Annotated in this window: 17 protein-coding genes; 11 read left to right on the top strand and 6 right to left on the bottom strand. The window is 56.2% G+C overall.

The window, feature by feature from the left end:
• Positions 1-4: 4 nt before the first annotated feature.
• From A3L10_RS09560 to A3L10_RS09550, 3 genes are all read left to right on the top strand, one after another.
• The gene (locus A3L10_RS09560; RefSeq protein ID WP_088867395.1) at positions 5-823 is read left to right on the top strand and encodes an HAD-IIA family hydrolase; all 819 of its coding nucleotides are present in this window, start codon (positions 5-7) and stop codon (positions 821-823) included.
• Positions 820-1,254: a ferritin family protein gene (locus A3L10_RS09555; protein WP_088867394.1), complete on the top strand. Its 435-nt coding sequence runs from the start codon at positions 820-822 to the stop codon at positions 1,252-1,254. The genes A3L10_RS09560 and A3L10_RS09555 overlap by 4 nt, the downstream gene beginning before the upstream one ends.
• Positions 1,255-1,444: 190 nt before the next feature.
• The gene (locus tag A3L10_RS09550; RefSeq protein WP_088867393.1) at positions 1,445-4,174 is read left to right on the top strand and encodes an adenosylcobalamin-dependent ribonucleoside-diphosphate reductase; all 2,730 of its coding nucleotides are present in this window, start codon (positions 1,445-1,447) and stop codon (positions 4,172-4,174) included.
• An 8-nt stretch (positions 4,175-4,182) separates the two neighbouring features.
• On the opposite strand, the gene A3L10_RS09545 is transcribed toward A3L10_RS09550, so the two are convergent.
• The gene (locus A3L10_RS09545) at positions 4,183-4,551 is read right to left on the bottom strand and encodes a hypothetical protein (protein WP_088867392.1); all 369 of its coding nucleotides are present in this window, start codon (positions 4,549-4,551) and stop codon (positions 4,183-4,185) included.
• Positions 4,552-4,698: 147 nt separating this feature from the next.
• Between A3L10_RS09545 and A3L10_RS09540 the strand changes: the two genes are divergently transcribed.
• The 3 genes from A3L10_RS09540 to cca are packed head-to-tail and all read left to right on the top strand — an operon-like array spanning position 4,699 to position 7,134.
• Complete coding sequence (locus tag A3L10_RS09540; protein ID WP_088181493.1) at positions 4,699-5,163, top strand: phosphoribosyltransferase; 465 nt, start codon at positions 4,699-4,701, stop codon at positions 5,161-5,163.
• Between the two features lie 39 nt (positions 5,164-5,202).
• The gene (gene thpR, locus A3L10_RS09535) at positions 5,203-5,757 is read left to right on the top strand and encodes an RNA 2',3'-cyclic phosphodiesterase (protein ID WP_088867391.1); all 555 of its coding nucleotides are present in this window, start codon (positions 5,203-5,205) and stop codon (positions 5,755-5,757) included.
• 9 nt (positions 5,758-5,766) lie between these two features.
• Positions 5,767-7,134: a CCA tRNA nucleotidyltransferase gene (gene cca, locus A3L10_RS09530; RefSeq protein WP_088867390.1), complete on the top strand. Its 1,368-nt coding sequence runs from the start codon at positions 5,767-5,769 to the stop codon at positions 7,132-7,134.
• On the opposite strand, the gene A3L10_RS10305 is transcribed toward cca, so the two are convergent.
• Together A3L10_RS10305 and A3L10_RS09525 are read right to left on the bottom strand one after the other, a co-directional pair.
• On the bottom strand, positions 7,057-7,281 hold the full coding sequence (locus A3L10_RS10305; RefSeq protein ID WP_157726931.1) for a hypothetical protein: 225 nt from the start codon (positions 7,279-7,281) through the stop codon (positions 7,057-7,059). The two genes, cca and A3L10_RS10305, sit on opposite strands and share 78 nt — an antisense overlap.
• Positions 7,282-7,378: 97 nt before the next feature.
• Entirely contained in the window at positions 7,379-9,106 is a 1,728-nt protein-coding gene (locus A3L10_RS09525; RefSeq protein WP_088867389.1) for a glycoside hydrolase, read from the bottom strand.
• A 124-nt stretch (positions 9,107-9,230) separates the two neighbouring features.
• On the opposite strand from A3L10_RS09525, the gene A3L10_RS09520 reads away from it, so the two are divergent.
• Complete coding sequence (locus A3L10_RS09520; protein WP_088867388.1) at positions 9,231-9,539, top strand: hypothetical protein; 309 nt, start codon at positions 9,231-9,233, stop codon at positions 9,537-9,539.
• A gap of 30 nt (positions 9,540-9,569) precedes the next feature.
• Entirely contained in the window at positions 9,570-10,400 is an 831-nt protein-coding gene (locus A3L10_RS09515; RefSeq protein ID WP_088181581.1) for a DMT family transporter, read from the top strand.
• On the opposite strand, the gene A3L10_RS09510 is transcribed toward A3L10_RS09515, so the two are convergent.
• Positions 10,384-11,001, bottom strand: a complete 618-nt coding sequence (locus tag A3L10_RS09510; RefSeq protein ID WP_088867387.1) for a DUF116 domain-containing protein — start codon at positions 10,999-11,001, stop codon at positions 10,384-10,386. The two genes, A3L10_RS09515 and A3L10_RS09510, sit on opposite strands and share 17 nt — an antisense overlap.
• A 124-nt stretch (positions 11,002-11,125) precedes the next feature.
• Here A3L10_RS09510 and A3L10_RS09505 point away from each other — a divergent pair, with 124 nt between their 5' ends.
• Positions 11,126-11,491 (top strand): hypothetical protein, encoded by a 366-nt coding sequence (locus tag A3L10_RS09505; RefSeq protein WP_088867386.1) that lies wholly within the window; start codon positions 11,126-11,128, stop codon positions 11,489-11,491.
• 234 nt (positions 11,492-11,725) lie between these two features.
• Entirely contained in the window at positions 11,726-14,929 is a 3,204-nt protein-coding gene (ileS, locus tag A3L10_RS09500; RefSeq protein ID WP_088867385.1) for an isoleucine--tRNA ligase, read from the top strand.
• 130 nt (positions 14,930-15,059) lie between these two features.
• On the opposite strand, the gene A3L10_RS09495 is transcribed toward ileS, so the two are convergent.
• A complete protein-coding gene (locus A3L10_RS09495) occupies positions 15,060-16,145 on the bottom strand; it encodes a radical SAM protein (RefSeq protein ID WP_088867384.1) in 1,086 nt (361 codons plus the stop codon).
• A 72-nt stretch (positions 16,146-16,217) separates the two neighbouring features.
• Between A3L10_RS09495 and A3L10_RS09490 the strand changes: the two genes are divergently transcribed.
• Positions 16,218-16,580 (top strand): ribonuclease P protein component 2, encoded by a 363-nt coding sequence (locus A3L10_RS09490; RefSeq protein ID WP_088867576.1) that lies wholly within the window; start codon positions 16,218-16,220, stop codon positions 16,578-16,580.
• Here A3L10_RS09490 and A3L10_RS09485 read toward each other — a convergent pair.
• The gene (locus A3L10_RS09485; RefSeq protein ID WP_088867383.1) at positions 16,577-17,929 is read right to left on the bottom strand and encodes a glycogen synthase; all 1,353 of its coding nucleotides are present in this window, start codon (positions 17,927-17,929) and stop codon (positions 16,577-16,579) included. The two genes, A3L10_RS09490 and A3L10_RS09485, sit on opposite strands and share 4 nt — an antisense overlap.
• Between the last annotated feature and the right edge of the window lie 2 nt (positions 17,930-17,931).

Genomic DNA, 17,931 nt, shown 5'->3' with positions numbered 1-17,931 from the left:
TTCCATGCGGAGAAAAATCGCCCTCATCTTTGACATGGACGGTGTTCTGTACCGGGGAAACGAGCCCGTTGATGGAGCGAGGGAACTGATAAACCTTCTGAAGGAGGCGGGCGTTCCATTCATCTTTCTAACCAACAACTCCACCAAAGACCCCTCTATGTACCGCGAGAAGCTCCTCTCGATGGGCATCGACGTCCCGGAGGATGTCATACTCACCTCGGGCCTCGCCACGAGGCTCTACATGGAGAGGCACTTCGAGCCCGGGAAGGTTTTCGTCATCGGCGGCGAGGGGCTTCACAGGGAGATGGAGCGCCTAGGCTGGGGAATCGTTGACGTCGACGAAGCCAGAGAAGGAGCCTGGAGGGAAGTAAAATACGTCGTCGTCGGCCTCGACCCCGGTTTAACCTACGAGAAGCTCAAATACGCCACGCTGGCGATAAGGAACGGCGCGAGGTTCATCGGCACCAACCCGGACACAACGTATCCCGCCGAGGAGGGCATCTACCCCGGCGCGGGCTCAATAATAGCCGCGCTGAAGGCCTCAACGGACGTCGAGCCATTGATAATAGGCAAACCCAACGAACCGGCCTACGAGGTAGCGAGGAGCAAGCTCGATGGCGTTGATGAGATCTGGATGATCGGTGACAGACTTGACACAGACATGGTCTTCGCCAAGCGCTTCGGTATGAAGGCGGTAATGGTTCTAACCGGTGTAAACACGCTGAAAGACGTTGAAGAAACCAGGATAAAGCCCGACCTCGTCCTCCCCAGCGTTAAGGAACTGCTCGACTACCTGAAGACCTTCATGGAGGCATCGGAATGAGGCTCCAAGAACTCCTGGAGAGACTGATATGGCAGGAGAACGAGCTCTACAACCTTCACAAGCTCGGTGAGACCTTCGCCACCTTCGAGAGGCCCGAACTCGTCGAGACATTCCAGTTGATGGCCGAAGAGGAGCTGAGGCACAGGAAAACCCTTGAAAAGATGCTCTCAGAGGGAACGCTGGAGGAAACCGCGGTCATAGACTACCTCGAATCCCTCTCCCTGGAACCCATGCTGAGCGACGAGAGGGCGAAGCCGAAGACCCTTGAGGAGCTGGTCCTCGAAGCCCTCGTGAGGGAGAAACACGCCTACGAGCTCTACACGAGGCTCTCCCAGATACTGGACGGATCTTTGGGGCACATCTTCAAAATGATGGCTGGGGAGGAGCTCAAACATGCCTACAGGCTCAAGTTGGTCTACGAGGGCCTTTGACATTTGGATAAATTATCCGACATTCCCCTTTTCTACCCCTTTACCCGGGAGGCAAAGTTCGGGGCATAAATTCGTCACCCCGGCAACTTCCAACGGGGTAAGGTATATGTAGGAGTGGCCGGCATAGAGTTCTGCTGATGCTTCTACTAATGGGGGCAACGATAAACAGCTGTATGTCAGGGGTGTTTATATGCCGGTTGAAAAAGTGATGAAAAGGGACGGCAGAATTGTCCCGTTCGATAAAGACCGTATAAAATGGGCTATACAAAGGGCAATGCTTGAAGTCGGCGTCCGCGACGAGAAGCTCCTCAACAAGGTGGTTAGAAGGGTCGTCAGGAGGGTCAACGAACTCTACGACGGTCAAACCCCACACATAGAGAACATTCAGGATATAGTCGAGCTTGAACTCATGCGCGCAGGCCTCTTCGATGTTGCAAAGGCCTACATCCTCTACCGCAAGAAGAAGGCCGAGATTCGTGAAGAGAAGAAGAAAATCCTCAACAAGGACAAGCTGGACGAGATAGACAAGCGCTTCTCCATCAACGCCCTCCGCGTTCTGGCTTCCCGCTACCTGATAAAGAACGAGAAGGGAGAGATAATTGAGAGCCCCAGGGAGCTCTTCGAGCGCGTCGCCGTTCTCTCGGTCATCCCTGACCTGCTCTACGACGAGAGGATTTTTGATAGGGACGGAAACCATGAGCAGGACTTGAGCAGGGTGGAGGAGTACTTGAGAACCCTCGACGAGTACGAGGGGAAGCTCTCCATCGGAAGGTTCAAGCTCAACAGGTACCACTTCGAGAGGCTCCTCAACCTCTACCGCGAGCTGGCCGAGAAGGGCCAGATGAAGGTTCCAATAGACGATGTAATAAAGATGCTCGAAAACGGCGCCTTCGACCGCTACGAGGACGAGGTGGAGGAGTACTTCAGGCTGATGACGAGCCAGGTATTCATGCCGAACACGCCGGCGCTCATCAACTCCGGCAGGCCGCTCGGCATGCTCTCGGCGTGCTTCGTCGTGCCGATAGAGGACGACATGGAGAGCATAATGAAGGCGGCCCATGACGTTGCCATGATACAGAAGATGGGCGGCGGAACCGGTTTGAACTTCTCGAAGCTCCGCCCGGAGGGAGACCTCGTAGGAACCACCACCGGAGCCGCGAGCGGTCCCGTTTCCTTCATGCACCTCATCGACGCCGTCAGCGACGTCATCAAGCAGGGCGGCGTAAGGCGCGGAGCGAACATGGGCATCCTCGAGGTCTGGCACCCGGACATAGAGAAGTTCATCCACGCCAAGGAGAAGAACATCGGGACCAACGTGCTCAGCAACTTCAACATCAGCGTCGGAATATGGGCCGACTTCTGGGAGGCCCTTAGAGAAGGCAAGCGCTACCCGCTCGTCAACCCGAGGACCGGCGAGAGGGTCAAGGAGATAGACCCCAAGAGCCTATTCGAGGAGCTCGCCTACATGGCATGGGCGAAGGCAGACCCCGGTGTGGTGTTCTTCGACGTTATCAACAAGAGGAACGTTCTTGAGCCCGCAAAGGGCGAAAAAATCCGTGCGACCAACCCATGCGGAGAAGAGCCGCTCTACGACTACGAATCGTGCAATTTAGCGAGCATAAACCTCGCAAAGTTCGTGAAGTACGACGAGGAAGGCAAGCCATACTTCGACTGGGACGAGTACGCCTATGTCATTCAGAAGGTCGCCAAGTACCTCGACAACGCCATAGACGTCAACAAGTTCCCGCTGCCGGAGATAGACCGCAACACCAAGCTGACGAGGCGCATCGGGGTTGGAATAATGGGTCTCGCCGATGCGCTATTCAAGCTCGGCATAGCATACAACAGCAAAGAGGGCTACGACTTCATGAGGAAGGCCACCGAGTACCTCACGTTCTACGCCTACAAATACTCAGTCGAGGCCGCCAAAAAGCGCGGACCCTTCCCGCTCTACGAGAAGTCTGCATACAAAGACGGCGAACTCCCGGTCGAAGGCTACTACCACCGCGAGATTTGGAGCCTTCCCTGGGACGAGCTGGCCGAGGAAGTCAAGAGGTTTGGGGTCAGGAACGGAATGACCACGACCTGCCCGCCGACGGGCTCAGTTTCAATGATAGCCGACACATCCAGCGGAATCGAGCCGATATTCGCGCTCGTCTACAAGAAGAGCGTTACCGTTGGAGAGTTCTACTACGTCGACCCCGTCTTCGAGGCCGAGCTGAAGAAGCGCGGCCTGTGGAGCGACGAGATACTCAGGAAGATAAGCGACAACTACGGCTCGATCCAGGGCCTTGAGGAGATTCCAGAGGACATGCAGAGGATCTTCGTCACATCCATGGACATCCACTGGCTCGACCACATACTGGCCCAGGCGAACATCCAGCTCTGGCTGACCGACAGCGCGAGCAAGACCATAAACATGCCCAACGACGCAACGGTTGAGGACGTCAAAGCTGCCTATCTACTCGCCTACAAGCTCGGCTGTAAGGGCATAACCGTCTACCGCGACGGCTCGCTCTCGGTGCAGGTCTACAGCGTCGAGGGTGAGAAGAAGCAGCGCGTCAAGGCCAAGCCGAGCAAGTACGCCGTGGAGAAGCTCAAAGCAGTTGTTGAGGCCGAGCCCTGGCTCTCCAAGTTCATCAACGTTGAGGCGATACTCAACGGCACCAACGGGAAGGAGAAAACAGAGAGCGTTGGCATAACCTTCTCTATAAGCAGGCCCGTCGCGGCAAAACCGATGCACGAGCACCCGCACCACGCGGAGAAGCCGGACGTGCCCGAGGAGAAGATAAGGGAGCTCCTCGGCGTTGCCTACTGCCCGGTCTGCTACGAGCAGGACGGAGAACTCGTCGAGCTGAGGATGGAGAGCGGCTGTGCAACCTGCCCGCGCTGCGGCTGGAGCAAGTGTGTGATAAGCTGAGGTCATCCTCAGCCTTTATACCCCATTTCTTCGAGGCGTATTTTATAAGTCCTGTAGAATGAAAAGGCGATCAACGTCCAAAGAACGGGCAACGAGTATCTGGCAGGGATAGGAAGGATTGCCCACAAGAAGGTAAGAATCGCCCCAGTAATCATAGTTCTTTCACTGTTACGAAACTTTGCCGCGAGTTCCCCGTGAAGCTTATCGTCCCTTAATGAATTAACGACGTACACAATTACAACAGCAAGAACGGCCCATAGCATAAAGTTTCCAACGTCCGGCCATCTCTCCGCAGTTGGGACAAATATCACATACGCTGTAAAAATCACCAGGAGAAGGGGATACACAGCAACCACGCTACCTATGCCCTCCCTCATAGGCCTCCCAAGTTCATATTTTCATTCAATGCTTTTAACATTTTTCTGCCAACGGAGGCTTTTTAAGCGAAGGACTTTAACTTCTACCCATCAGCCGAAAGCCTTAAGTTGTGGCCTTCAGAGCTCACGCTATTCGGAGGTGTTGAGATGGACAAAGTTTACCTCACCTGGTGGCAGGTGGACAGGGCAATATTCTCGCTCGCGGACGAACTTAGAAAGAACTTTGTGCCCGATGTCATAGTCGGAGTCGCGAGGGGTGGCCTGATTCCGGCAGTGAGACTCAGCCACATCCTCGGTGACCTAGAGGTCAAGGTCATCGACGTCAAGTTCTACAAGGACATCGACGAGAGGATGGAGAAGCCGGTCATAACGATACCCCTCCACGGCTCGCTGGAGGGCAAGAAGGTCGTCATAGTCGACGACGTCAGCGACACGGGGAAGACCCTCGAAGTCGTCATCGAGGAGGTCAAGAAGGCCGGCGCGGAAGACGTCAGAATCGCCTGCCTCAGCATGAAGCCCTGGACGAAGGTGGTTCCCGACTTCTACGTTTTCCGCACCGACAAGTGGATAGTCTTCCCCTGGGAGGAGTTCCCGGTCGTTGTCAGGGAGTAACCTCTTTAACCTCCTCCCCCAACTTTTCTCGGTGGTGATATGAGGGCGTTCATAGCCATTGAGGTTAACGACGAAGTCCGCGACAACCTTCTGAAGGCCCAGGAGAGGATAGGGAGCAAATCGGCCAAAATAAAGTTTGTCGAGCGCGAGAACTTCCACGTCACGCTCAAGTTCCTCGGAGAGATCGACGAAGTCACCGCAGAGGAAGTCAAGAGGGCCCTGGAGGAGATAGCGAAGAAGCACAAGAAGCACCGCGCCAGGGTTAAGGGGATAGGAGTCTTTCCGAACCCGAACTACGTCCGCGTAATCTGGGCTGGAATAGAGAACGACGAGGGGATAAAGGCGATAGCGGCCGACGTTGAGCGGGAGATGAGAAGGCTGGGCTTCAAGAAGGAGAAGGACTTCGTGGCCCACATAACCATCGGCCGCGTCAAGTTCGTGAGGGACAAACTGGAGCTGGCGATGGCGCTCAAAGACCTTGCCAACGAGGACTTCGGAGAGTTCGATGTTGAGGCCATAGAGCTGAAGAAGAGCACGCTGACGCCGAAGGGGCCGATCTACGAAACCGTTGCGAGGTTCGAGCTGGCCGAGTGAGGTGTGAAAATGGACGTCGAGGCCGTGCTTCAAAAAGTTCTCCAGAGAATACGCCCGACGGACGAGGAGAGGGCCTTCGTGGAAGGCCTGATGGGAGAACTGAGGGGTATAGCTGAGGAGACCACCGAAAGCCTGGGCCTCGACGTTAAGCCATACTTCGTCGGCTCGCTCGCGAAGGATACGTATTTAGCCGGAGACCACGACGTTGACCTCTTCCTAGCTTTTCCCCTCGATACCCCACTGGAAGAGCTCAGGGAGAAGGGTCTGGAACTCGGCAGGGCCATCGCCGAGAGGCTCGGCTCCTACGAAATCGCCTACGCCGAGCATCCCTACGTGAGGGCGAGATATAAGGGCGTAAAGGTCGACATAGTCCCATGCTACGACGTGGAGAGCTGGAGGGACGTGAAGACGGCCGTGGACCGCTCGATACTCCACAACCGCTGGGTCATTAAGAACCTCGAGGGCAGGAACAACGAGGTCAGACTGCTCAAGCGCTTTTTGAAGGGTATAAACGCCTACGGGAGCGAGATATACATCCGCGGCTTCTCCGGCTACCTTGCCGAGATCCTCGTCATCAGGTACGGCTCATTCCTCGAAGTCCTCAAAAACGCCGATTTCATGCTGAGACGGAAGATAATAGACCCCGGAAACTGGCTCAAGCATGAACACGAGGTAGCCATGAGAACCGTTAGGCGCGAGGCCGAGGCGGATAGGCCTCTGATAGTCATCGACCCCGTTGACCCTAGGAGAAATGTCGCGGCAAACCTGAGCTGGGAGCGCTATGGGGTTTTCTACTTCAAGGCACATCAGTTCCTGGAGAAGCCATCCGAGGGGTTCTTCTTTGGGAGAGCTAAGAAAAGTGGAAGCTATCTCGCGGAACTCAGGCGGAAGGGAACCCACCTCGTGACGCTGGTCTTTGGGGCCCCTGACCTTGTGGAGGACATTCTGCTCCCCCAGCTGGAGAGGAGCGCCCGGGGCTTTGAGAAGGCCCTCTCAAGGGAGGGTTTCAAAGTCCTCGGCTGGAACGTTGGGCACGAGGGCAGCAAAGCCTTCATAATGCTCGAGGTGGACAGGAGGGAAAGGGAAAAGGTGAGGATAAAGCCCGGACCCGAGTTCTTCACCGAGAGGGGCCAGGACTTCTACAGGAAGAACGAAAGGGTGTGGATCATCGGGAAGAGGCTCTTCGCGGAAAAGACCGTGAAGGAAGACATAGCAGAGGTTATCCTCGAACTCCTGGAGAAGAACCAGGTTGCCATGGGGAAAAGCGTTAGGGAAAACATCAGGAACGCCAAGATAATGCTAGACTACGTCCCGAAGGAGCTGGAGGACGAGGCCTACCTCTTCCTGAGCAGAGAGAAGTGGAATCTGAAGGGCTAGCAGGAGGGTTTTCTTACCCACCCCTTTCTTCTCCGCGTCCTCGAGTATGCGCTTGAGCCTCAGGTACTCCTTCCCACCGAGCTTCATCAACACGGGACCAAGGATGGACAACTCCTCCTCACGACGTTTCTTCTCCTCCAATCCCATCCCTCCATCTCTGGGTCGTTTCTGTATGGGGTTGGCCCAGTTTTAAAGATTAGGCTAACAAAATTAAATAACCAAACGTCCCGGGAAGGACAGTACATCATCCCCTGTGTTCACACCACCTGCGATTCTCCCAGTCACCGTGAACCTCGCCCGGGATGTGGCCGGTATCCGCAACGGCCCAGTCGAGGTTGTAGTGCCCTATCAGGTTCCTCAGCTCACCCCGCAGGTCGCGCTCTCCAACGTAGAGGGCCGCCCTCGCCACGACGTTGTAGCCGCTGTTGGGAACCTCGGGCTTTAACGCATCGAGCCACGCTTTCTCGCCCGTCTCCCAGCCCTGCAGGGAGGGCATTGCTCCGAGGTTCCAGAGGTGGTAGAGGTTCTCAAAGTTGAGGAGCCTTAGATAGGCCTCGATGAAGAGGCTCTGAAGTTCACTGCCGTCGAAGTACTCCATCAGCTCAATGAGGGCCTTCGCCATGACCGAGACGTTGCCGAAGGCGACGCGTGTATCTAAGTTCTCCCAGAAGCGCGGGCAGGAGTGGTTGGCGAGGAGGGCAAGATAGTAAATCCTGCCGAGCTTGAAGGCCTTCCCCTCGCCGTTGGCAGGCTCAAGCACGTAATCGGGAGACGTTTCCATGCCGAAGTAGTCGTAGTAGTCCCTGAAGAAAACCCTCGCGTAGCGGACGAGGAACTCCTTAGCATTGGCCCCAAGCTCCACGAGGCCCTTCAGGACGCCGAGGCGGATGGTTCTGTTGAGCTCCTCGAAGAGCCTGGTGAAGGCCACCTTCCAGAGCTGGGAGATTTTCCTGCCGTTCACTCTCCTCTCAAAAACCTTCCCGTCGGCCCTGCGGTAGCCGAGCCACCGGGAATCGCTCGTCTTTCCGTCGAGGCTTAAATCGAAGTAGTCGCTCCAGGAGGAGTAGTCCTTAACCCCCATCTCGAAGGAGCACTCGCCGTCGAGGCGCTTGAACTCGCCCGAGAGCTTCCTCCTCACAAACTCCATGGCGGAAATCCTCTCCACGCCGTTACTCTCAAGCCCCTCCATCCAGGCGGTGAAGCGGTCGAGCTGTGCCGGATTTCCGAGGAGGCTCTCAAGGTCGCTGGCGGTGAAGATTAGATAGGGAACGCCGAGGTTCTCCTTGTGGTCATCGCGGTAGGATAGGGTCGCCGAGACCAAACCCTGAACGTCGAGGGTGTTGAAGGCAAAGGCGTCGCTTATGCCCCACTCCCTTCCGAAGACGAAGGAATTTGAATAGCGGTTGCAGGAGTGCTTCGCCTGGGGAAAGTCGTAAAGGAGCTGTCTCTCATCGAGGAGAAATACCAGCTTTTTGTCCGTTAAGGATTCAATTATTTGAGCGGTTCTTCTCGTTATCACAGCCTCAGGAAGCCAGTAGCCGATTACGGGCTTGTCCCCAATCAGCGGGGAGTAGAAGTCGAAGGAAACCCTCGCCAGAATCCTCTGCTCGAACTCGTCGAGGTGGGGAACTATCGGGTGGAACGGCGTTGTGGGGACGGCGTCAAACCTCCTGAGAAGCTCGACGGTCTCTTCAAATGCACCCTTATGGTAACGGAGGAGCATCAGAAACGTGAAAGGTTCTATGTCCATGCTCACCCCCTTCATGCGCGAGAGGGTGTCGGCTATGTGCTCGTAGGAATAGAGCATCGCCCTCGTCCAGTTCTCGCCCCTGACCTCCTCTCCACGGATCTTTATCGCGACGGGGCTCTTCCTCTCCTCGTACTCTATCGGCTTTGAGCCGTCGCCGTCCTTAACGTAGACGATATCACCGGGCTGGTAGGCGTGGAAGTGGTGCGCGTACTTCATCCGCATTGTCTCACCGAGAGTGATACATCGCGGACACTTATTTGGGTTTCGGAGAAATTGGAGGGCATTTTTACCCAGATATGTCCGATAGATTAATAAACCTGTGCATTAAGATTCCAACGGTGGGAAGATGGAGCGCGAATTCAGGAAGATTCTGGGCGAAGACTTGGCCAACTACCTCGAGCTCATGAGGGCAAAGCTAGCTTTCGCCGAGGAGCTGTACGGGATAAAGATGAACTACGTGCCCCTCATCACGGAAGGGGAGATAGTGATCCTTGACAAGAACGACGGGAAGATCAAGTGGCTGAAGACCAAAAGACCTCTCACCCTCGAGGAGTTCAAAGCACTGGCCGACAAAATAAAGGAAAACCTCGAGTCAGGGTACGTGGAAAGCCTTCTGGCGATGAACATGTCCTGCGTCAACGGGCCAGGTGAATAATCTTTTAAATCCTCTCCCTTAATCCATGCGATGAACCGCTCCGAACTAGTGCTTCTCGGCATCACTGCGATATGGGGCTTCACGTTCCCCGCTATGAAGGTTAGTCTCGACTACCTCCCCCCGATTCTCTTCCTAGCGTATCGCTTCGGAATAGCGTCCCTCCTGATGCTCATACTCTTCCGCTCGAAGGTCCTCAGGAGAGAAACGTTCAAGGAGGGCTTCATCCTCGGGCTTACCCTCTTCTTCGGTCACGGCTTCCAGATAGTCGGGCTCAAATACACCACAGCCTCGAACTCGGCCTTCATAACGTCCCTCTACGTCGTCTTCACGCCCTTCATAGCCTACTTCCTGCTTAGGGACAGGCTCAAGCTCAGGGACGCCGCCTCACTCGCAATAGCGCTAACCGGCCTCTACCTCATCTCGGGGGCGAGCCTGAACTTCAACTACGGTGACATGCTCACCGTCCTCTGCGCCCTCAGCTTCGCCTTCCAGATAGTCCTAGTCCAGAAGTTCGGGGAAAGGGACTACCTAAGCTTAGCCTTCTGGCAGATAACATGGAACTTCGTCTTTTCGCTGGTTTTCGCCCTCGTAGCCGAGCCGTTCACCTTCCCCACGGACCCGCTGCCGTGGGCAGGGGTGCTCTACACCTCCATCTTCGCCACGGTGATAGCGTTCACACTCCAGGTGAAGCACCAGAGGAACACGAGGGCGCACAAGGCGGCGCTGATTTACTCCGCGGAACCAATATTCGGCCACATAGCGGCGTTCATAACGATAGGGGAAATCCTAAGCGCCAAAGGCTACCTGGGTGCGGCGCTGATAATGGCGGGAATCTGGAACGAGATTAGAAACCAGGGGTAGGGTTGGACTCGATGGAGGGCACCTTACTCCCCCGCACCCCAGACCCTATGCCAAGACTGAGGGTCTGCTCCACGCGCTTGACGTCCACGAGAGTGCTGATGCAACCGGCACGAAGGAGAGGCACTGCCTGGAGGGGGATTCTGAGATGGGAGAGCTTCTCGGCAGCCTCAGCAAGCTCCGGCCAGCAGGCGATTCCAACCGCCGCCTTGATCTCTCCCTTCGGAACCTTTGACTTGAGAATCTTCTTGACGAGGCTCCCTCCGGGGGCTATGTAGAACTGCTTGTAACCAAGCCTCTCACCGAGCTCGATTATTGAACCAACCGGACAGCACCCGCACTTCACGCACTCAAAGCCGTACTCCCCAAGCTCGGCTTGGCACTCCCGGAAGTTTCTGAGGCACTGGGGAATGAAGACAGCCCTCTTCTCAGGGGGAACTTTTGCAAAATCCTCGGCGTAGGCCCTGTTTTTGAGTTCGATGTATATCTGGTCGGCCAGCTCCTCATCCTCGCCCATGAGAGACAGAACCGCCCTGACGGCACTCCTCGTGCTCAGGTCAGCACCGGAGGCAAGCAGTTTGGCTATCAGATTCTCAATGCCCATGCCAGTTCCCGCCACGGCCCTTTATAATATTTCAATTTAAGCGTGAATATAAGCCTTTGGGAAAGATTTAGAAACAAAAAGTTAATAAATTCTTGGGGAAAATTATCTCCCGGAGGTGATGGCCATGGTGCACGCGTACATCAAGGAGAGGACTAAGGAGTTTTCGAAGGAGGACAAGGAGAAGCGCTACAAGTACCTCGGAAAGGAGGTCATAGACGTCGGTGACCCCGGGCTCGACAGCATCCCGGAGTTCTACGGCATAGCCAACGCCATCTGGCACGACTGGAAGGAGGGAGAGATAGGAACAAAGACCGCGCTGGGAAGGCTGGCCCTCCTCAAGCTGCTGACGTACAAGACGAAGAACAAGAAAATCCAGGATATTCCGGAGGAGGACCTCGAGGAGGTCAGGAAGTTCATAGACTACGTGATTCAGGTCATAAAGAACGAGAGCAGGCGTAAAGGCGAGCCCGAGGAGGAGCGCCAGGTTTAAATCACCCTCACCTTAAATTCAGCCGGGCCCTCCCCCTCACGCCCCGGGGAGAAGTGACCTGGGGTCGGTCGGGGAGGGCACACCCCACCCAAAAACCTTATAAGGGAAGTTCCCAATTTTGCCCCGATGCCCATGAGGGGGGAGTGTTTTATCCTTCGCTTCGCCCGTTTCGCGGCTTGAGTCCCCCTGTTCTAGGGTAGTCCATCCTAAAGATCATTTCTGGAGGGTTTTGACATGATAAAGGAACCGGAGTTTAGGGAGTATAACCCAGGGAAGCTTGAGGAAAAGGTCGAGCGCTTTTGGGAGGAGAACAACACCTATGAGAAGGTGAAGGAAAACAGGGCAAAGGGACCGAAGTACTACTTCCTCGACGGGCCCCCGTACGTCAGCGGTGCAATACACCTCGGAACGGCCTGGAACAAGATAATCAAGGACATGGTGATAAGGTTCAGAACCATGCAGGGCTACAACGTCCGCAGACAGCCGGGCTTCGACATGCACGGCCTCCCGATAGAGGTCAAAGTCGAGCAGGCGCTCGGGCTCAAGATAAAGAAGGACATAGAGACCGAGATAGGCGTTGACGAGTTCATAAGGAAGTGCAAGGAGTTCGCTCTCAACAACCTCAAGGTCATGACGGAGCAGTTCAAGATGCTCGGCGTCTGGATGGACTGGGACAACCCCTACATGACCATAAAGAACGAGTACATCGAATCAGGCTGGTTCACGCTCAAGAGGGCCCACGAGAAGGGACTTCTGGAGAAGGACAAGCGCGTCCTCCACTGGTGCCCGCGCTGTGAGACGGCTTTGGCTGAACACGAGGTCCGCGGCGAGTACAAGATAAGGGAGGACCCGAGCATATACGTCAAGTTCCCGGTCGAGGGGAAGGAGAACGAGTACCTTCTCATCTGGACGACGACACCGTGGACTCTCCCGGCCAACCTTGCCGTCACCGTTCACGCAGACTACGACTACGCCAAGGTTAGGGTCGAGACCGAGAACGGAGAGGAGTACTGGATAATAGCGAAGGCCCTCGTTGAAAGGGTTTTGAGCGAAGCTGGAGTTAAGGGCGAGATAGTTGAGGAGTTCAAGGGAGAGGAGCTTGAGGGGCTCCGCTACGTCCACGTCCTCATGGACGAGTATCCAACCCAGAAGGAGTTCCGCGAGAAGTACGAGTGGGCACACCGCGTAATCCTCGGCGAGCACGTGACGTTGGGAGAAGGTACCGGCCTTGTCCACACCGCCCCAGGTCACGGTGAGGAGGACTTCGAGATAGGAAGACAGTACGGCCTGCCGGTCTACAGCCCGGTCGACGACGAGGGACGCTACACCGAGGGCTACTGGAAGGGAACCTACGTCAAGGACGCCGATCCGGAGATAATAGAGCACCTTCGCGAGAAGGGCTACCTCGTGAAGGCCGGAACGATAGAGCACAAGTACCCACACTGCTGGCGCTGTAAGACCCCGCTCATATTCCGTGCAACAGACCAGTGGTTCCTCAAGGTCAGCAAGGTGAAGGACCTCATAATCAAGGAGAACGACGAGAAGGTGACCTGGTACCCAGACTGGGTCAAGGTGCGCTACGACAACGGCGTCATGAATTCCGGCGACTGGGTCATAAGCAGGCAGCGCTACTGGGGAATACCTCTCCCGATATGGGAGAGCGAGGACGGCGAGATACACGTCGTTGGAAGCTTCAAGGAGCTGGTAGAGCTCAGCGTTGCGATAGAGGTTAACGGCGAGAGGATAGACCTCCCTGAGGACTACGAGGAGAAGCTCAAGGTCATAGAGGAGAAGCTCGGCCCGGAGGACCTCCACAGGCCCTACGTCGATGCCTTTGTCATAAAGGTCAACGACAAGGAGATGCGCCGTGTAAAGGACGTCGTTGACGTCTGGTTCGACAGCGGAATAGCGAGCTGGGCTTCCCTCGACTACCCGAGAACGGAAGAGAACTTCAGGAAGCTCTGGCCGGCGGACTTCATAGTTGAGGGTGAGGACCAAGTCACCAAGTGGTTCTACTCCCAGCAGGCTGCCTCGGTTATAGCCTTCGACACCGTCCCCTACAGGCACGTGGCTATGCACGGCTACGTCCTCGACGAAAAGGGCGACAAGATGAGCAAGAGCCTCGGCAACATCATAAGGCCTGAGGAGGTCGTCCAGAAGGAGGGAAGAGACCCCTTCAGGTTCTACATGCTCTGGGCCACCAACCCGTGGGAGAACCTGCGCTTCAGCTGGAAGGGCCTTGAGCAAGTCAAGAGGATGCTCAACATACTCTGGAACGTCTACGTTCTCAGCGCCACCTACATGAGCCTCGACAACTTTGACCCGACGAAGCTCAAGCCCGAGGAACTGCCGTTCCGCGAGGAGGACAGGTGGATACTCAGCAGGGTCAACAGCCTCGTGGGAGACGTCACCGAGGGCATAGAGACCTTCAGGCTCACAAAGGCGACGAGAGCGATATACCACTTCGTCGTTGAGGATCTAAGCAGGTGGTACGTGAGGCTCATCAGGAAGCGCATGTGGGTTGAAGGAGACGACCCGGACAAGTTGGCAGCTTATTACACCGTCTGGAAGGTCTTCGACGTCCTGCTGAGGCTCATGGCACCGTTTACCCCGTACATAGCGGAGGAGATATACCAGAACATGCTCAGGCCGTTCCTCGGCGTGGAGAGCGTCCACATGCTCGACTGGCCGGAGGTCGAGGAAGAGGCAAGGGACGAGGAGCTTGAGAGGGAGATGGAGTACGTCAGGAGGATAGTCGAGGCCGGCTCTTCAGCAAGGCAGAGGGCCAGGATAAAGCTCCGCTACCCCGTCAGGAGGATAATCGTCGAGACCGAGGACGAGACCGTTGCAAAAGCCGTCGAGAGGCTCAACAGAATCCTGCGCGACCAGCTCAACGCCAAGGAAGTAATCGTCGGCAAAGTCGAGCGCGAGCTCCTCATCAAGCCCAACTTCGCGAAAGTTGGCCCAGAGTTCAAGGGCGACGCCAGGCTCGTGTCCCAGTGGATAGCCGAGCACGGCAGGGAACTCTACGAGGCCGGCGAGATGGACGTGGAAATCGAGGGCAAGACCTTCCACCTCACGAGGGAGCACCTGAGCATAGAGGAGAAGCTGCCGGACTTCTTCGTGAGCGAAGAGTTCGAGGGCGGAAGGGTCTTCGTGGACAAGACCCTCACGAGGGAGCTCCTCGCCGAGGGACTCGCCAGGGAGTTCGTCAGAAGGATACAGGAGATGAGGAAGAGGCTCGACCTCGACGTCAACGACAGGATAGTCGTCACCATAGAGACCACCGACGAGAACCGCGAACTGCTCGAGGAGAACCTCAACTACATAATGAGGGAGACGAGAGCTGTGGAAGTAATCTTCGGCCAGGCTAAGGGCTACATCGTCGAGTGGCCCGAGGTTCAGGCAAAGATAGGGATTGAGAAGGTCGAGGGCTGAGGCCCTCTCATTTCCTTCTTCTGTATTACCTCAGTAGACCTCAGGATCGCACTTGGTGCCTGAACTTATGCCCCCGTAAGTTACTTACGCCCCCATAAGTAACAACTCAAAAGAACAAACCAAGAGAAATTCAAGGCAGCGGGATCCTCTCGACCTCAATCCCCTCAAAGGTCGGGTACTCCTCGACGATGAAGAACCTCACATCGCCCTCTATTGCCTCAGCCAGCTCGACAGCGACCTCCTCCGGCATCTCTATCCTGCCCTTCGCCCTGTTGATATACAGCCACTCCGGCGGAACCTCCGCCTCCTCCACGAGGAGCGCGTAGAGCTCGTCGAGGTCGTCGTATTCAGCTATGCCAAACCGGAGCGTCCCGTCCTCGGTTATCTCCATATAGGGTCTGGCCACGTTCTTGGCCATCCTCCTCAGCCTGTTCTTGAGCTGGACGGCGTCCTTCAGCTTGGCCGTGCACAGGTGGTAGCTCAGCGAGGTGTTCTCCTCGCCCCATTCAAGGAGCTTCAGGCCCAGCTCAAGGGAACCCTTTATGGCGGCGCTCTCGTCGCTTATCGGCCTGTAGCCCCTGTCGAGAATAGCCCTCAGGTTCGTCTCGCTGAACTCAAGCTCGTTCACGTTGAGGAACTTCGCTCCGAGATTATCGAGAAACTCGGCATACCACCTCATCCTCTCGAACTGCCCCGGAATCGATGGAATCTCGCCGCCGACGTCCCACTCGAAGTCGAAGGCGTTTTTCATATTCTCAATCTCGACTTTGAAGAGCTTCGAGTTCGGGTTGAAGAGATCAGGATGAAAGCGTATCTCATCCAGGCCGGCATCGTAGAGCTTTTCGAGGTTTTTCTTCGTGGCCAAAGCTCCGGTGGTGTAGAGGTGAACATGGAAGTCCTCGCCGAAGGCCTCCTTGAGAACCCGTATATACTCAGCCGTCCTGTCAAGCCTCGCCAGCGGGTCTCCGCCCGTAACGCCTGCCCCCTTGGCCTCCATCAGAAGGGCCTCTTCGATCACGTCGTCCAGGCTTTTGACGGGTCTCTCGTTGGCGTAGACAACGTCTCCCCTTCTCATCTCGCTCAGCGGGCAGTAGAAGCAGTCCCTCGGGCAGACCCCCGTCGTGAAGAGGACGAGCTTCTCACCCCTAACGCAGAGCTGGCAGCCCCTGGGGAGCTCTCTCACAGCGTACGAAAAGTAAGGCGTCTCCCAGACCATCGACTCACCTCGCTAACCCTAAACGCGGGGGAGAGCTTAAAAAGGTTGGCGGGCAAAGTTGTCCAGATGCCTATGAGGGAAAAGCCGAAGTACCTGCCGCCCACCCTGAGGGACAAGCACCGCTACATAGCCTTTCAGGTCATCGGGGAGAGGCCGTTTAAGAAGGATGAGATAAAGAGGGCCATATGGGACGCGAGCCTCTCAACGCTGGGAACCCTCGGCTCGGCGAGGGCAAAACCCTGGTTCATCAAGTTCGACGAGAAGAGCCAGACAGGAATTGTAAGAGTCGACAGGAAGCACGTGGAGGAGCTGCGCTTCGCCCTGACGCTGGTCACCCACATAAACGGCTCAAGGGCCATCTTCAGAACCCTCGGTGTTTCCGGAACGATAAAAAGGCTGAAAAAGAAATTTTTAGCCGAGTACGGCTGGCGTTAGCGGAGGAAAGGAACGGCCTTGTCAACGGCCCCCTCGTAAACCTTCATGTATCTCCTGCAGGCATTCTCCCACGTGAAGTCCTTCCTTGCCCTCTTTTTCCCGTTCTCCCTGAGCTTTCTCAAGGTCGCATCGTCCAGCTCCTTGGCGAGAACCATCGCCCTGGCGAGGGCAAAGGCGTCCCTCGGGGGAACGAGCAGTCCCGTGGCGTTCTCCGGATCGGAGTTGAGGTCTATTATCGTGTCATTTATCCCACCTACGGCGCTGCCTATGGGAACCGCGCCGAGACACATGGCCTCAAGCTGCACCAGACCGAAGGGCTCGAAGTACGACGGGATTATCACGAAGTCCACCGAGCCGTACAGTTCGCGAACGGTCTCCCTGCTGAGGAGCTCGGTAATTACCCTGACGTTCTCGGGGAAGCGGTTCTGCACGGCCTTCGCCCACGCCTCAAGCTCGGGATGGCCCTTGCCGATTATGATGAACCTCATCTCCCTAAAGGCCGGATCCGCCGAGAGAACCTCTATCGCCCTTAGAAGGGTGTCAACCCCCTTCTGGGCCTTGTCAAAGCGCCCTATGAACATGAAAGCCTTCCCATCGCTCAGACCGAAGCGCTCCAAGACGCGCCTCCGTCTCTCCTCTCTGGGGAGGTCCTTCGTCTCCATGAGCTCCTCGTTCCAGAAGGAGCAGTCTATGCCGTTGAAGACGTGCGTAACCTTGCCCTCGAAGTGCCTGAAGAAATCCCACTCCTCCCACAGATAGCTCCTGCTGACGGTCGTTACGACGTCCGCTATGTACCCGGCGGTGTGCTCGGGGTCTATGTCCGGATACGGTGCAAGCTCGCCGAGATTCGCGTCGTGGAAGTAGTGGCCCGGAATCCTGGCCTTGTTGAGCCTGTGAACCGTGAAAACGCCCCTTATACCGAAGTACTTCTTCAAGAGGCCGAAGGCGAAGACGGTGTGCCAGTCGTGGGAGTGGATTACATCCGGCTTGAAGGTTTCGATAAGCTCGTTCATCAGTCCGACGCTCGCCTTTCCAAAGAGAACGGTTTTCCTGAGCAGATCGTCCCAGCTCGGGCCGTAAACATCGGCCTCACTAAGAAGCCCCCCGCCGAGGGAGTAGACAACCACCCCGTTCTGCTCCCTCTTCCTGACGGTTACAGTGACAGGCTCCCCAAAGGCCAAGACCCTGAAGGAGCCGGCGACTTCACCGAGGTTTCTACCGTGGTCGGGGGTGAAAACGACGACCTCGTTTCCCAGTTCAACGAGTCCCTCGGCTATGCTCGTCACAGCCTCGGCGAGGCCGCCAACCTTAACGGGCAAATACTCAAACCCAAGGATAAGAATCCGCATTG

The sequence above is a fragment of the Thermococcus radiotolerans genome (assembly GCF_002214565.1).
Taxonomy (GTDB): domain Archaea; phylum Methanobacteriota_B; class Thermococci; order Thermococcales; family Thermococcaceae; genus Thermococcus; species Thermococcus radiotolerans.
This window is presented reverse-complemented; position numbering and strand designations above follow the sequence as displayed.

Excerpts from the sequence above, each read along its gene's own strand:
- A3L10_RS09525 (WP_088867389.1), bottom strand. The coding sequence starts at position 9,106 with ATGCGGATGAAGTACGCGCACCACTTCCACGCCTACCAGCCCGGTGAT.
- thpR (WP_088867391.1), top strand. The coding sequence starts at position 5,203 with ATGAGGGCGTTCATAGCCATTGAGGTTAACGACGAAGTCCGCGACAAC.
- A3L10_RS09495 (WP_088867384.1), bottom strand. The coding sequence starts at position 16,145 with ATGGTCTGGGAGACGCCTTACTTTTCGTACGCTGTGAGAGAGCTCCCC.
- ileS (WP_088867385.1), top strand. The coding sequence starts at position 11,726 with ATGATAAAGGAACCGGAGTTTAGGGAGTATAACCCAGGGAAGCTTGAG.
- A3L10_RS09515 (WP_088181581.1), top strand. The coding sequence starts at position 9,570 with ATGAACCGCTCCGAACTAGTGCTTCTCGGCATCACTGCGATATGGGGC.
- A3L10_RS09490 (WP_088867576.1), top strand. The coding sequence starts at position 16,218 with ATGAGGGAAAAGCCGAAGTACCTGCCGCCCACCCTGAGGGACAAGCAC.
- A3L10_RS09550 (WP_088867393.1), top strand. The coding sequence starts at position 1,445 with ATGCCGGTTGAAAAAGTGATGAAAAGGGACGGCAGAATTGTCCCGTTC.
- A3L10_RS09555 (WP_088867394.1), top strand. The coding sequence starts at position 820 with ATGAGGCTCCAAGAACTCCTGGAGAGACTGATATGGCAGGAGAACGAG.
- cca (WP_088867390.1), top strand. The coding sequence starts at position 5,767 with ATGGACGTCGAGGCCGTGCTTCAAAAAGTTCTCCAGAGAATACGCCCG.
- A3L10_RS09485 (WP_088867383.1), bottom strand. The coding sequence starts at position 17,929 with ATGCGGATTCTTATCCTTGGGTTTGAGTATTTGCCCGTTAAGGTTGGC.
- A3L10_RS09545 (WP_088867392.1), bottom strand. The coding sequence starts at position 4,551 with ATGAGGGAGGGCATAGGTAGCGTGGTTGCTGTGTATCCCCTTCTCCTG.
- A3L10_RS09560 (WP_088867395.1), top strand. The coding sequence starts at position 5 with ATGCGGAGAAAAATCGCCCTCATCTTTGACATGGACGGTGTTCTGTAC.
- A3L10_RS10305 (WP_157726931.1), bottom strand. The coding sequence starts at position 7,281 with ATGGGATTGGAGGAGAAGAAACGTCGTGAGGAGGAGTTGTCCATCCTT.
- A3L10_RS09540 (WP_088181493.1), top strand. The coding sequence starts at position 4,699 with ATGGACAAAGTTTACCTCACCTGGTGGCAGGTGGACAGGGCAATATTC.
- A3L10_RS09510 (WP_088867387.1), bottom strand. The coding sequence starts at position 11,001 with ATGGGCATTGAGAATCTGATAGCCAAACTGCTTGCCTCCGGTGCTGAC.
- A3L10_RS09505 (WP_088867386.1), top strand. The coding sequence starts at position 11,126 with ATGGTGCACGCGTACATCAAGGAGAGGACTAAGGAGTTTTCGAAGGAG.
- A3L10_RS09520 (WP_088867388.1), top strand. The coding sequence starts at position 9,231 with ATGGAGCGCGAATTCAGGAAGATTCTGGGCGAAGACTTGGCCAACTAC.